This is a genomic window from Halomonas sp. 11-S5, from assembly GCF_029889825.1.
GTDB lineage: Bacteria > Pseudomonadota > Gammaproteobacteria > Pseudomonadales > Halomonadaceae > Halomonas.
Window position 1 is genome coordinate 1 of the sequence record NZ_JARANW010000027.1, and the last position, 12,799, is coordinate 12,799.

At 63.2% G+C, this 12,799-nt stretch carries 10 protein-coding genes and 1 pseudogene; all 11 read left to right on the forward strand.

Annotated features, from left to right (window positions below):
- Positions 1 to 340: 340 nt before the first annotated feature.
- The 11 genes and pseudogenes from OP497_RS14955 (at position 341) to OP497_RS15005 (ending at position 12,638) form a co-directional block, all read left to right on the forward strand.
- Positions 341 to 595 (forward strand): SHOCT domain-containing protein, encoded by a 255-nt coding sequence (locus OP497_RS14955; RefSeq protein WP_280549806.1) that lies wholly within the window; start codon positions 341 to 343, stop codon positions 593 to 595.
- An 86-nt stretch (positions 596 to 681) separates the two neighbouring features.
- Positions 682 to 3,117 (forward strand): copper-translocating P-type ATPase, encoded by a 2,436-nt coding sequence (locus tag OP497_RS14960; protein WP_280549808.1) that lies wholly within the window; start codon positions 682 to 684, stop codon positions 3,115 to 3,117.
- Between the two features lie 105 nt (positions 3,118 to 3,222).
- Positions 3,223 to 3,356 (forward strand): annotated as a pseudogene (locus OP497_RS14965) (DUF2933 domain-containing protein); the annotation flags it as partial.
- Positions 3,349 to 5,049 (forward strand): DUF3141 domain-containing protein, encoded by a 1,701-nt coding sequence (locus OP497_RS14970; protein WP_280549810.1) that lies wholly within the window; start codon positions 3,349 to 3,351, stop codon positions 5,047 to 5,049. The pseudogene OP497_RS14965 and the gene OP497_RS14970, both read left to right, overlap by 8 nt.
- Positions 5,050 to 5,112: 63 nt before the next feature.
- Complete coding sequence (locus OP497_RS14975; protein ID WP_280549812.1) at positions 5,113 to 5,571, forward strand: ATPase; 459 nt, start codon at positions 5,113 to 5,115, stop codon at positions 5,569 to 5,571.
- Between the two features lie 29 nt (positions 5,572 to 5,600).
- A complete protein-coding gene (locus OP497_RS14980; RefSeq protein WP_280549815.1) occupies positions 5,601 to 7,358 on the forward strand; it encodes an alpha/beta fold hydrolase in 1,758 nt (585 codons plus the stop codon).
- A gap of 112 nt (positions 7,359 to 7,470) precedes the next feature.
- Positions 7,471 to 7,734, forward strand: coding sequence for an alcohol dehydrogenase catalytic domain-containing protein (locus OP497_RS14985; protein ID WP_280549817.1), 264 nt, complete (start codon positions 7,471 to 7,473; stop codon positions 7,732 to 7,734).
- Positions 7,735 to 7,744: 10 nt separating this feature from the next.
- Positions 7,745 to 8,707, forward strand: a complete 963-nt coding sequence (locus OP497_RS14990) for an efflux RND transporter periplasmic adaptor subunit (protein ID WP_280549819.1) — start codon at positions 7,745 to 7,747, stop codon at positions 8,705 to 8,707.
- 6 nt (positions 8,708 to 8,713) lie between these two features.
- Positions 8,714 to 10,444, forward strand: coding sequence for an ATP-binding cassette domain-containing protein (locus OP497_RS14995; protein WP_280549821.1), 1,731 nt, complete (start codon positions 8,714 to 8,716; stop codon positions 10,442 to 10,444).
- Complete coding sequence (locus tag OP497_RS15000; protein ID WP_280549823.1) at positions 10,441 to 11,535, forward strand: ABC transporter permease; 1,095 nt, start codon at positions 10,441 to 10,443, stop codon at positions 11,533 to 11,535. Before OP497_RS14995 ends, OP497_RS15000 begins: the two co-directional genes overlap by 4 nt.
- A complete protein-coding gene (locus OP497_RS15005; protein WP_280549825.1) occupies positions 11,535 to 12,638 on the forward strand; it encodes an ABC transporter permease in 1,104 nt (367 codons plus the stop codon). The genes OP497_RS15000 and OP497_RS15005 overlap by 1 nt, the downstream gene beginning before the upstream one ends.
- Positions 12,639 to 12,799: the final 161 nt, after the last annotated feature.

Consider the following 12,799-nt stretch of genomic DNA (forward strand, 5'->3'; position numbering starts at 1 on the left):
ACTTCATTCGATCTGATTCGTTAAATAGCGGGCTATTCGCCTCATCAGATCGATAAACTTGTCTCGAAATCCGTCTCTCTCGCTACGATCGGTCAAACCCGACAGGCTCCTAGCGGATACCTCACGCAATACTCACAATGAGCCGGGGGATCATTGACATCCTGAACTCACACCTCAGCGCAAGCGTGCGGTGTTGATTCCATGCCACTGAAGATGTCTAAAGTTGACCGGGATCAAGACACGCATGCTTGCACCTCTATCTTATCTTGACCCTTGGGTTACCCACAGGTCTTAACCTGACGGTAGGGCAGGGTGATTCAACATGACAGGAGATCCGACCATGTGGGGTGACATGATGGCGTATATGGGGAGTTACGGCTGGGGGCATATGCTCTTCGGCGGGCTCATGATGGTGTTGTTCTGGGGCGCTGTCCTTGCCCTGGCCGTTCTCCTGGTCCGTCGCCTGACCCGAGACCGAGGCGAGGCCCTTTCTCAACAGCGGCCAACGGCACTGGATCTTCTGCAAGAACGCTACGCTCGGGGAGAAATCGACCGCGAGGAATACGAGCAACGCAGGCACGATCTACGAGATTGACGACGCGGCCTAGGCACCAGGGCGTCCCTCGCACACGGAAAGACCCGGAGATACCCCCAGCCAACGAAGGTAACGGAGACGGCTTCATGACTCAGCAGCACATCAAGCGGCGTGAGCACTCGCATCACGGCAAGCAGCAGGAAGGCACAGATGCCGGCTCCATGAACGCCAGCGATCAAGGGGCTTCCCAATATACTTGCCCAATGCATCCCGAGATCGTCTCCGACCAGCCGGGTGACTGCCCGAAGTGCGGCATGCACCTCGTGCCCATGGGAAGTGACGGCGCTCAGGCACCTTCCGATCATGGCAAGGATGGCGGATGTCACGGGCATGGCACCGGTCATTCAGCCAGCGAACCGGTGCGCGGCGGCAAGTACGACAAGGTACCGGCCGGGCATGCCGGCGCCGTCTACACCTGCCCCATGCATCCCGAAGTGCGCCAGACCACCCCCGGTGCCTGTCCGCTGTGCGGCATGGGGCTGGAGCTGGAGTCGGCAGCGGTCGGCGATGAGGGGCCGAATCCCGAGCTGGTCGATTTTACCCGACGCTTCTGGGTCGCGGCGTTGCTCACGCTGCCGGTCCTGATTCTGACGATGAGCCCCTACCTGGGCTTCGGGGCGATCCGCGACTTCTTCGGCGAGCGAAGCGCGATGTGGATCGAGTTCGCGCTCAGCACGCCGGTAATCCTGTGGTCGGGCTGGCCGTTCTTGGTGCGCGGCGTCACTTCCTTTCGCACGATGAACCTCAACATGTTCAGCCTGATCGGCATGGGCGTCGGCGCGGCCTATCTCTTCTCGATCGTCGCGGTGCTGGCGCCCGGCATCTTCCCCGAGGGCTTCCGCCGGGACGACGGCACGGTGGGCGTCTATTTCGAGGCCGCGGCGGTGATCGTGACCCTGGTCCTGCTAGGCCAGGTGATGGAATTGCGCGCCCGCGAAGGCACCGGCAAGGCGATCCGCGCACTGCTCGACATGGCCGCCAAGACCGCCCGGGTGATCCGACCCGACGGCAGCGAAGAGGAGGTGGCGCTGGAAGACGTGCAGGTGGGCGATCACCTGCGCGTGCGGCCCGGCGACAAGGTGCCGGTAGACGGCGTGGTCGTCGAGGGCCGCTCCTCGATCGACGAATCGATGATCTCGGGCGAGCCGGTCCCGGTGGAAAAGGTCCAAGGCGACAATGTCACGGGGGCCACGATCAACGGTACCGGCAGCCTGGTCATGGAGGCCACCCGTGTCGGCGCCGATACCATGCTCAGTCAGATCGTCGAGATGGTGGCAAATGCTCAGCGCTCGCGCGCGCCGATCCAGAAATTCGCCGACAAGGTGGCGGGCATCTTTGTCCCCGCGGTGATCGGCGTTGCCGTGCTGTCCTTCATCGCCTGGGCGATCTGGGGACCAGCGCCGGCGCTGTCCTACGCACTCATCTCGGCGGTGGCGGTACTGATCATCGCCTGCCCGTGTGCGCTGGGCCTGGCCACGCCGATGTCGATCATGACGGCCACCGGGCGCGGCGCCCAGCTGGGGGTGCTGATCAAGAATGCCGAGGCCCTGGAGCGTTTCGCCAATGTCGATACGCTGATGGTCGACAAGACCGGCACGCTGACCGAAGGCAAACCAGTGCTGGTGGCCGTACTGCCGGAGGCGGGGCATGACGAGGCCGAAGTGCTGCGCCTGGCGGCCAGCCTCGAGAAAGGCTCCGAGCACCCGCTGGCCGAAGCCATCGTCGCCGGCGCCGAGGAGCGCGGCGTATCCCTCGCCGATGCTACCGATTTCGAGGCCGTGACCGGCATGGGCGTCAAGGGCGTCGTGGGCGGCCAGTCGGTGGCCCTCGGCAACGCCAAGCTGATGGCCGAGCTGGGCCTCGACGGTGGCCGGATTTCCGAGACCGCGAACGCCCGCCGCGATGAGGGCGAAACGGTGATGTTCGTCGTGCTCGACGGGCAGATCGCCGGCCTGGTCAGCGTGGCCGACCCGGTAAAGGAAACCACACCGGCCGCGCTGAAGGCGCTGCACAAGCTGGGCTTCCGCATCATCATGGCCACCGGCGACAACGATCGCACCGCCCGTGCCGTGGCCGGCCGGCTGGGCATCGACGAGATCCGCGCCGACGTGCTGCCCGAAGACAAGGCGCGCATCATCCGCGAGCTGCAGGCAGAAGGCCGCAAGGTGGCCATGGCCGGCGACGGGGTGAACGACGCCCCCGCCCTGGCCCAGGCGGATGTCGGTATCGCCATGGGCACCGGCGCCGACGTGGCGATCGAAAGTGCCGGCTTCACGCTGGTCAAGGGCAACCTCGATGGCATCGTCCGCGCCCGTAAGTTGTCGCTGGCCACCATGCGCAACATCAAACAGAACCTGTTCTTCGCCCTGGTCTACAACGGGGCGGGGGTACCGATCGCCGCCGGAATCCTCTATCCATTCCTCGGCATTCTGATCGGGCCGATGTTCGCCGCCTTCGCGATGAGCGCCTCTTCGCTGTCGGTGGTGATGAATTCGCTGAGGCTGCGCCGGGTGAGGATCTGAATCATGAATGACGAAAAGGGGTGGCTGGAGCGACGTCCCGGCAAGGGCACCTTCTGGCTCATGGTAGCGCTCGCCTTGGCGGTGATGGGCTTCCTGCTCTGGGGAGAGCACAAGGTGCACCTGATCGGCGGCTGATCCTGCTCGCCTGTCCGCTGATGCATGTATTCATGCATGGCGGGCATGGTGGACACGGAGGCCATGGCGGGCATGATAACCGCAAGGGAGGACAAGATGAGTAGCGATACTTGGGACTGCCACTCGACCCCGACATCATGGCCCTTTGACCTGGCCGCTTATCAGCTCGACCTGTGGCAACGCGGCGTGCGCTACCTGGACACCCTGCGTGAGCGCGCCAACAACATGCTCGAGCACGAGCAGGCCGGCAAGCCGCCGCTGCTCGACTTCGATTACGAGACGATCCTCGATGGCCGGCGGCTGGAAGGTCCCGCCAACTATGCCCTGCTGCGGGTCACGCGCGTGGGCGATGACTGCCTGGAGGACTGCTTCGACGAGACCAGGCCGCCGGTGGTCATCGTCGATCCACGCGCCGGCCATGGCCCGGGCATCGGCGGCTTCAAGCGCGACTCCGAGGTGGGTATGGCCCTCCATGAGGGTCATCCGGTCTACTTCGTGATCTTCTTCCCCGAGCCCGTCCCCGGGCAGACGCTGGAGGACGTGCTGCACGTCCTGCGACGCTTCGTCGAAACGGTGGCCGAGCGCCACCCCGGCCAGCCGCCGGTGCTCTACGGCAACTGCCAGGCGGGTTGGGCCATCGCGCTGCTCTCCGCCGACTGCGAGGGCCTGGTGGGGCCGGCGGTGCTCAACGGCTCGCCGCTCTCCTATTGGTCGGGCGAATCCGGCGTCAATCCCATGCGGCTGGCCGGCGGACTGCTGGGCGGTGCCTGGCTGACGCATCTGCTGGCGGATCTGGGCGATGGCCGCTTCGATGGCGCCCACCTGGCCGCCAACTTCGAATCGCTCAAGCCGGCCAACACCCTGTGGCAGAAGGACTACCAGCTGTTCGCCGACATCGACGGACAGCGCGAACGCTTCCTCGACTTCGAGCGCTGGTGGACGGGCTTCTACGCACTGAGCAAGGAAGAGATCACCGCCATCGTCGAGAACCTCTTTGTCGGCAACCGGCTCGAGCGCGGTGAGCTGCGGGTCTGTCCGGGCTGCACCATCGATCTCCGGCGTATCCGCAATCCCCTGGTGATCTTCGCCTCCAGCGGTGACAACATCACCCCGCCCCATCAGGCGCTCAACTGGATCCCCGCGGTCTACCCCAGCACGGAGGCGCTAAAGGCCGCCGACCAGCGCATCGTCTACCTGCTCAATCCCCATGTGGGGCACCTGGGCATCTTCGTCTCATCCAAGGTCGCGCGCCTCGAGCACCGGGCGATCCTCGAGAGTGTCGGCGAGCTGAACGACATGGCGCCCGGCCTCTACGAGATGCGTATCGACAACCCCACCGGCGACCCCGACTGCCACAAGCCCCAGTTCCAGGTGCACTTCGAGGAGCACCGCGTGGAAGACCTGGACTACCCCGACCAGGCTCCGGCGTTCGACCGGGTGCGCGCCCTCTCCGAGCACAACGTGGCCCTCTACGAGACCTTCGTCGGGCCCTGGGTGCGGTTTTACACCACACCCTGGTCCGCCGAGGCGCTGCGACAACTGCATCCGGCGCGGACCAGCCGGCTGATGCTCTCGGAACGCTTCTCCCCCTGGATGACCGGCGTGAAATGGCTGGCCGAGATGGTGGAGACCGCGCCGGCGCCGATCGATAGTGACACCCCCTATCGGCAATGGGAGACGCTGGTGAGCGACGCTATCGCCTCGACGCTGGAGCTTGCCGGCACGACCCGCGACAGCCTGTACGAGATGGGCTTTCACAGCCTCTACGGCGGGGGATGGTGGAGCCAGAACGAGTGACCCAGTCGAAGCCGACCCGGTTTACAGCCAATACCTATAGAGCAACCCTCTAATGGAGCGTAAATGAATATCGAGACCTTTCACGACCTGATCGACTGGACTCGCCAGCTGCATGCCCAGTTGGCCGAGTGCTTCAGGCACTGTGCCACCCAGCAGGAGGAGGCACGGGCCAAATCGCTGCTGGAGTACCTCGCCGATCACGAGGCGGTCCTGGAGCACACCGTGGCCAGCTTCGAAAAGCAGGCCGACCCCAAGGCCCTAAACACCTGGGTCTACGACTATCTGTCGCATGCGCCCATCAAACCCCATCAGGCGTGCAATTTGCCCTATGCCGAAATGGGCTTCGAAGACATCAGCCGGGAAGTCTTCTCGCTGCACGATCAGGTCATCGCGCTATACCGCTACCTGGAAGGACGCGCCGACATCCCCGAGGCTCGGGATCTCCTTCGCGAGCTCTTGAAGCTGGAGGAACACGAGGCGATGCGTCTGTCCCAGCAGATCAACCGAGACCGAGACCTGTAGTCGGCCTGCTGCCCCAAGGAGACGCGCTGATGAACACCACACCCCAAACCACCACCATCGACGGGCCGAAAGCGAGCCCACCAGCGACGACCACCGACCCGCGCCTGCACGCCATGATGAGCCTCTTCACGGGTGGGCTGTCGCCGACCGCCGTCCAGCAGGCCTGGTGGGACTGGGCGCAACACCTGCTCCTGTCACCGGACAAGCAGGCCGAGCTTCTCGGCAAGGCCCTGCGCAAGTGGCAACGATTCGGTAGTTATTGCGAGCAGGCTTGTCGGGACGCTAACTGCGAACGCTGCATCGAGCCCCTTCCCCAGGACAAACGCTTTCGGGACGACGCCTGGCAGCGCTGGCCCTTCAACATGCTCTCTCAGGGCTTCCTGCTGCAGCAGCAGTGGTGGCATGCGGCCACCATCGGCGTACCGGGCGTCTCGCGCCACCATGAGGCGATGGTGAATTTCGGCGCACGACAGCTGCTCGACGTCTTCTCGCCGTCGAACTTCCTCGCCACCAATCCCGAATTGCTGGAGCAGACGCGGCGCGAGGGTGGGGCCAACCTGGCCCGCGGCGCCAGTAATCTGCTGGAGGACTGGCGGCGCCGGCAGGCCGGCGAGGGGCCGGTGGGCGTCGAAGCGTACCGGGTCGGCCGGGACGTGGCGGTGACGCCGGGCAAGGTGGTCTTCCGCAATCGGCTCATCGAGCTGATCCAATATGCGCCCGTCACCCAGGAGGTCCATGCCGAGCCGGTGCTGATCGTGCCGGCCTGGATCATGAAGTACTACATCCTCGACCTCTCCCCGGCGAACTCCCTGGTCCGCTACCTGGTGGCACAGGGCCACACGGTGTTCGTCGTGTCCTGGAAGAACCCGGGCAGCGATGAGCGGGACCTGGGCATGGCCGACTACCGCCGGCTGGGGGTCATGGCGGCCCTCGACGCGGTCACGGCCATCTGCCCGCAGCAGCGTGTCCACGGCGTGGGGTATTGCCTGGGCGGGACGCTGCTGTCGATCGCCGCGGCCGCCATGGGGCGGGACGGTGACAATCGCCTGGCCAGCCTGACGCTGCTCGCCGCGCAGACCGACTTCAGCGAGGCCGGCGAGCTGATGCTGTTCATCGACGAGGACCAGGTTCGCTTCCTCGAGGACCTCATGGCGATCAGGGGCTACCTGGATACGCGCCAGATGGCGGGCGCCTTCCAGTTGCTGCGCTCCCAGGACCTGATCTGGTCGGCGATGGTGCGCAGTTATCTGGCCGGCGAGCGTCCGCCCATGTTCGACCTGATGGCCTGGAACGCCGACGGCACCCGCATGCCGGCGCGCATGCACAGCGAATACCTCCGCTGGCTGTTCCTCGACAACGACCTCGCCGGCGGGCGCTACCGGGTGGACGAACGGCCCATATCGCTGACCGATATCAGGATTCCCGTGTTCGCCGTCAGCACGCTCAAGGATCATGTCGCCCCCTGGCGCTCCGTCTACAAGGTGCAGTGGCTGACGCCGGCAGACGTCACCTTCGTGCTTTCCAGCGGCGGGCACAACGCCGGCATCGTCAACCCGCCCGGTGATTCCCGCCGCTTCCACCAGATCTCGACCATCCGCCGCGACGACCCCTTCATGGATCCGGACGGCTGGCAGGCCACTGCCGCACATCATGACGGCTCCTGGTGGCCCTGCTGGCAGGGCTGGCTGACCGATCACAGCACCCAGCGCGTGCCCGCCCGGGAGCCGGGGGTGACCAGAGGCTATCCGGCGCTGGACGAGGCGCCAGGGCGTTATGTACTGGAGTAATGAGCCCGTCCTGCGGGCCTGGTAGAGGAAGCGGTGCAACTATAACCGCGAATTGCCCCCTATACGTAGCTCGCCATGAGCTGCCATTTGTGCCACTCAAGGAGGTAACATCATGAAAGCACTCGTCTATCACGGACCGGGCCAGCGTCGCTGGGAGGAAAAACCGCGCCCGAGCATCACCAAGCCCACGGACGCGGTGGTGCGCATTACCCATACCACCATCTGCGGCACCGACTTGCACATCCTCAAGGGCGACGTGCCCGCCGTGGAGGAGGGTCGTATCCTCGGCCACGAGGGCGTCGGCGTCGTCGAGGAAGTCGGCGACGGCGTGAGCAACATCCAGATCCCGGCTCCAACCCAAACGATAATGTCATAAGGAGTGTTTGGTGAAGCCTCAATCCTGGCTCTGGTCTCTGATAGCGGTGTTGGTGCTCGCCGGCGGTTCTTATGGGGTTTTTGTTCTGTTCGGGGAAGAGCCCTTACCCCGGGGAATCGTCTATGGCAATGGCCATATCGAGGGGCGGGAAGTGCGGATCGCGGCCGAAGTGGCCGGTCGGGTCATCGAGCACCATCTCGTGGAAGGCAGCAAGGTTTCGGCTGGCGACCCGGTCGCCGTGATCGACCCCGCTGATGCCAAAGACCGCCTGCGCTCAGCACAGGCCGAGCTGGCCGCCGCGCGGGAAGTCCGTGACGGCTTCGACAGCCAAATCACCACCTGGCGTCATCATCTCAAGACTGCCGAGAAACAACGGCAGCGGATTCGGGACTTGCGGTCCCGCAATCTGGCCAGCGCCAGTGATCTGGATCAGGCGGAAAATGCCGTCAGTGAGGCCCGGGGCCGGCTCCAGTCTCTCCAGCGGCAGAAGGAGGCCGCCGAAGAACAGGTGGCTGCAAGGGCAGCGCAGGTGGCGCTGGCTGAATCGCAACTGGACAAAGCGGAGGTTGCCGCGCCGCTCTCCGGAACCATACTGATCCGGGCGGTGGAGACGGGAGAGGTTGTCGATGCCGGCCAGCCGCTGGCCACAATGGTGAACCTGCAGCAGCTCGAACTCAAGGTCTATGTCCCCGGCGATACCGTCACCCGGATCAGTCTCGGGGATCCCGCCAGAATCCGCGTGGACGGTTTGCCCGGGGACTTTTCCGCCAAAGTCGGCAGGATTGACGATTTCGCCCAGTTCACCCCCCGCGATGTCCACATGCCCGACGAGAGAGTTCGGATGGTCTATGGCGTTACCCTGGTGCTCGATAACCCGGCCGATGCTCTGAAACCCGGTATGCCGGCAGATGCCTGGATTCGCTGGGATCCGGACGCCGAGTGGCCAGCGACCCTCTCGGTTCCGGCGCGCTGAGCCGTCATGTCTTCTCCGGAACCCATCGTCGCCAAGGGCCTTGGCCGCCAATTCGGAGACAATGTTGTCATCGAACCACTGGATGTTTCCGTTGATCGCGGCCAACGAGTGGGCATTGTCGGTGCTGATGGCGCTGGCAAGACGACGCTGTTACAGATGTTGGCTGGCATCCTGGACCCCACTGTGGGGGAATGCCGGGTCCTGGGCTTCGATACCCGTCGTGAGGCCAAGCAGGTTGCTGCCCGGATTGGCTATATGTCCCAGGGGTTTACGCTTTACGATCGACTCAGCGTCAAGGAAAACCTGAGCTTTGCCGCTCGCATCCGGGATGTGCCCGACGAACTCTATCGGGAGCGTTCAGAAAGGTTGCTATCCATGTCGGGGCTTGGCCGCTTTACCGACAGGCCCTCAGCCAAGCTGTCCGGTGGCATGCGGAAAAAGTTGTCGCTATGTACCAATCTGGTCCATGAACCGGAGCTGCTGATCCTTGACGAACCGGGGCTCGGCGTCGACCCCCTGTCCCGGCGCCATCTCTGGGCCATGCTCGACCGCTTCCGGGCGCAGGGCCTGACCATGGTTGTGGCCACCTCCTACATGGACGAGGCGGAGCGCTGCGACAGAATACTGCTGCTGGAACAGGGCCGCGTTCTCGCGGATGGCTCTCTGAAAGAGCTGCTGATGCCCGCCGCAGGAAGGGTGTTCACCGTAAATGCCGGGAATACCGGGCGGGGCTTGCGGGAGTTGTCCGGCATCCTGGCTCAAATTGACAGCGTCCATTCAGTGCAGTGGTTGCCGGATCACCTGCGACTGGTGATGAACACGGACATCGCTGAAAACCGGCTGGCCGACTTACTGCCTGAGGGAACCCGCCTGGCGGCGGCCGAGCCCCGGCTCGAGGACCTGTTTGTGCTGCGGACGGAGAAGAGGGCCGGCGAGCAGCAGTTTCCGGAATTGACCCGGCAAGACAGGGGAAAAGAGGAGGGGCTGGTGGTCACCGGTCTGAGCGTCCGCTTCGGCCATTTCAAGGCCGTTGACCGGGTGAGTTTCGAGGCGCCATCTGGCGAACTGCTTGCGTTGCTGGGGCCCAACGGGGCGGGCAAGACGACCCTGATCAGGGCCTTGTGCGGGCTTGTGGCCATCGATGAGGGCAGCGCCCGGGTGGCCGGGGTGAGCTCCGGTGGCGGTAGCACCGCATTGCGCCGGCAAATTGGTTATATGTCACAACGATTTTCACTCTATCTGGAACTGACCCCCTGGGAGAATCTCCGCTTCTTTGCCAATGCGTACGGCCTGGCCGGAGGCGCGGCGCGGGCTGCGATCGACTGGGCCAGGGAAGTGACGGGGCTGGCAGATATTCCCGACAAGCTCACCGGTGATCTTTCAAGTGCCTTGCGCCAGCGTCTGGCGCTGGCTTGCAGCCTGCTTCACCGGCCCCGGGTGCTGTTCCTTGATGAGCCCACCTCGGGTGTCGATCCCGTCGCCCGGTACCGTTTCTGGCGGGTTATCCGTGAGCTGGCCGCCAGCGGTATGACCGTGCTGGTCACGACCCATTACCTGGAGGAAGCGGCCTACTGTGATCGTCTGGCGTTAATGCTGGACGGGCGGCTGCTCCCACACGGTAGCAGATCGTCACTGAATCATTCGCTCGGCCTCGAAGCCGACGCCACGGTGGAGACACTCTTCACGGCGGCCATAGAACAGACGGGAACGGCCAATTCCCGGGCGTTGGGACCATGAAGGCTCATCGGCTTGGAGCCCTCATCGTCAAGGAAAGTCGCGAGCTGATTCGCGACCCGGTTACCGTTGCGTTGGCCGTGATCATGCCGCTGATCATGCTTTTTCTGTTCGGCTATGCGGTCAATCTGGATGTGGAACAGGTTTCCGTGGGCATTTACGATCTGGACAACACGCCGGCAAGCCGCGAACTGTCAGCCCGTTTCGACAGCTCGCGGTATTTTCAATTAGAGCAGAAAACGACCGATCTCCGCGATCTGGAGCTGGCACTGCAAAGCTCGACCATCAGCATGGGCGTGGTGATTCCAGCCGGCTTTGCCCGGCAACTGCTCAGAGGCGACGAGGCGCCTGTCCAGGTGATCGTGGACGGCGGCTATCCTGTTCTGGGTCGATTGGCATCGGCCTATGCCGAGGCGGTAATCGCAAATTTCCCCGCCCCGCGTCAGAGCGCCGTCCGGGTCCAAGCCAGGGTCTGGTTCAATCCCTCCCTGCGCAGCGTCAATTTCGTCATCCCCGGGTTATTTGCCGTGATCCTGATGGCCTTCCCACCCCTGCTGACCGCCCTGGCGATCGTGCGTGAGAAAGAGACCGGTACGATTGAGCAGATCTATGCATCGCCGGTCACCTCAACCGAGTTTGTTGTCGGCAAGCTGGTGCCCTACGGTCTGGTGGCTTTCCTGGAGATTCTTATGGTCATGGTGGTGGGGTTTGCCTGGTTTCAGGTCCCCATTGCCGGCAGCCCGATACTGCTGCTGACGTCCGCTTTCGTTTATGTGCTGACCACGGTGGGTATCGGCCTGTTGGTTTCATCGCTGGTCCGTACCCAGTTGGCGGCCATGTTGATAACACTGATTGTCACCTTGATGCCGTCGTTTTTGTTTTCCGGCTTTCTGTTCCCCCTGTTCACCATGCCTCTTGCCCTGCAACTGTATAGCTGGCTTTTCCCTGCCGGTTATTTTATGGAAATCTCCCGGGGCATCGTGTTGAAATCAGCCGGCCTTGAAGCCGTTCTGCCGAATCTGATGATGTTGATCGTCTATACGGTCCTGGTTTTTGTCTTCGCGGCCTGGCGAATGAAGCAGAAGGTGGCCTGATGGGAATTGCCTTATTTGGTTTGTTGCGCAAGGAGCTCGTGCAGTTCTTTCGTGACCGGTTGATACTGACCCTGATACTTTGGCTTTACACCATTGAAGTCGTCATTTGTGCCGTTGCGCTCAGTTTTGATGTAAGCCACCTGCCCCTGGCGGTGGTGGACGAGGATCGCAGCGCCTTGAGTCGCTCGTTGATCCAGAAATTTGCGGTGAGCGAAACCTTCGACCTGAAATTTCAGGAGACCCGTGTGGCAACCGCCACCGACCTCCTGGAGAAAGGCGATGCCACTGCGGTGTTGGTCATTCCCGCCGGGTTCGAAGGTGATCTGCTCGCTGGCGAGAGTGCTCAGCTCCAGTTCCTCCAGGACGGCACCAATTCCAACATTGCCGCCAATGCCGTCAATGATGCTCTGCGGATCGTCCAGCGCCAGGAGCGCGAAGCGCTCCCTCCTGCCGGGAAGAAGGGGGGCGCGGTACCCCTGATCCGTATCTGGTATAACCCCGACCTGACAACATCGGGTTTTATCGTGTTATCCATGATTGCTCTGGCCGGCATGATGGTGGGCGTTATTCACCCGGCAGCCTCTATTGTCCGGGAAAAGGAGCGCGGCACCATCGAGCAGCTGCTGGTAACGCCCATTTCCACCCTGGAACTGTTCCTGGCCAAGGTCACACCGACGCTGATCATGGGTGTACTGTCTATCTTCCCGAGCCTGGTGATTGTCAGAGTCTTTGATGTGCCCCTTCAGGGCAGCCTGCTTTTATTTCTGGTGCTGACCGCCATCTTTTTGCTCAGTGCGATTGCGCTGGGCGTACTGATTGCCGCCTACAGCCGGACCCTTCAGCAGGCGCTGCTGCTCTCCTTTTTCGGACTTTTCCCGCTGATGTTCCTGTCGGGCAGTCTGACGCCGGTAGAAGCCATGCCGGCTTTCCTGCAAAGCCTCTCCCTGCTGAGTCCACTGCGTTATTACATGGATATCACCGTCGGTATTTTCCTCAAGGGTGCCGGTCTGTCGGTTCTCTGGGATGAGGCTCTGGCCATGCTGGCAATCGGTGTCACCCTGTTTCTGGTATCCCTCTGGGTTTTTCGGCGCCGGGTGCAATGAGATCGGCTGAGTGAGCGTCCAAAAAGGCTGCTGTGTGACATCCCCCAGTGTCAGCACCGCTCGACGCCTCGAACGCCGCGCAGACTCCCCGAGCCGTCAGCGCCACGCCGCTGGCGAACCCGCCCCGACCCCTTTGCCAGGATGTGGGAGGAGGGGCTCGT

What these genes read in the sequence shown, in the direction of transcription:
- OP497_RS14955 (WP_280549806.1), top strand. Translation starts at nt 341, where the DNA reads ATGTGGGGTGACATGATGGCGTATATGGGGAGTTACGGCTGGGGGCAT.
- OP497_RS14960 (WP_280549808.1), top strand. Translation starts at nt 682, where the DNA reads ATGACTCAGCAGCACATCAAGCGGCGTGAGCACTCGCATCACGGCAAG.
- OP497_RS14970 (WP_280549810.1), top strand. Translation starts at nt 3,349, where the DNA reads ATGAGTAGCGATACTTGGGACTGCCACTCGACCCCGACATCATGGCCC.
- OP497_RS14975 (WP_280549812.1), top strand. Translation starts at nt 5,113, where the DNA reads ATGAATATCGAGACCTTTCACGACCTGATCGACTGGACTCGCCAGCTG.
- OP497_RS14980 (WP_280549815.1), top strand. Translation starts at nt 5,601, where the DNA reads ATGAACACCACACCCCAAACCACCACCATCGACGGGCCGAAAGCGAGC.
- OP497_RS14985 (WP_280549817.1), top strand. Translation starts at nt 7,471, where the DNA reads ATGAAAGCACTCGTCTATCACGGACCGGGCCAGCGTCGCTGGGAGGAA.
- OP497_RS14995 (WP_280549821.1), top strand. Translation starts at nt 8,714, where the DNA reads ATGTCTTCTCCGGAACCCATCGTCGCCAAGGGCCTTGGCCGCCAATTC.
- OP497_RS15000 (WP_280549823.1), top strand. Translation starts at nt 10,441, where the DNA reads ATGAAGGCTCATCGGCTTGGAGCCCTCATCGTCAAGGAAAGTCGCGAG.
- OP497_RS15005 (WP_280549825.1), top strand. Translation starts at nt 11,535, where the DNA reads ATGGGAATTGCCTTATTTGGTTTGTTGCGCAAGGAGCTCGTGCAGTTC.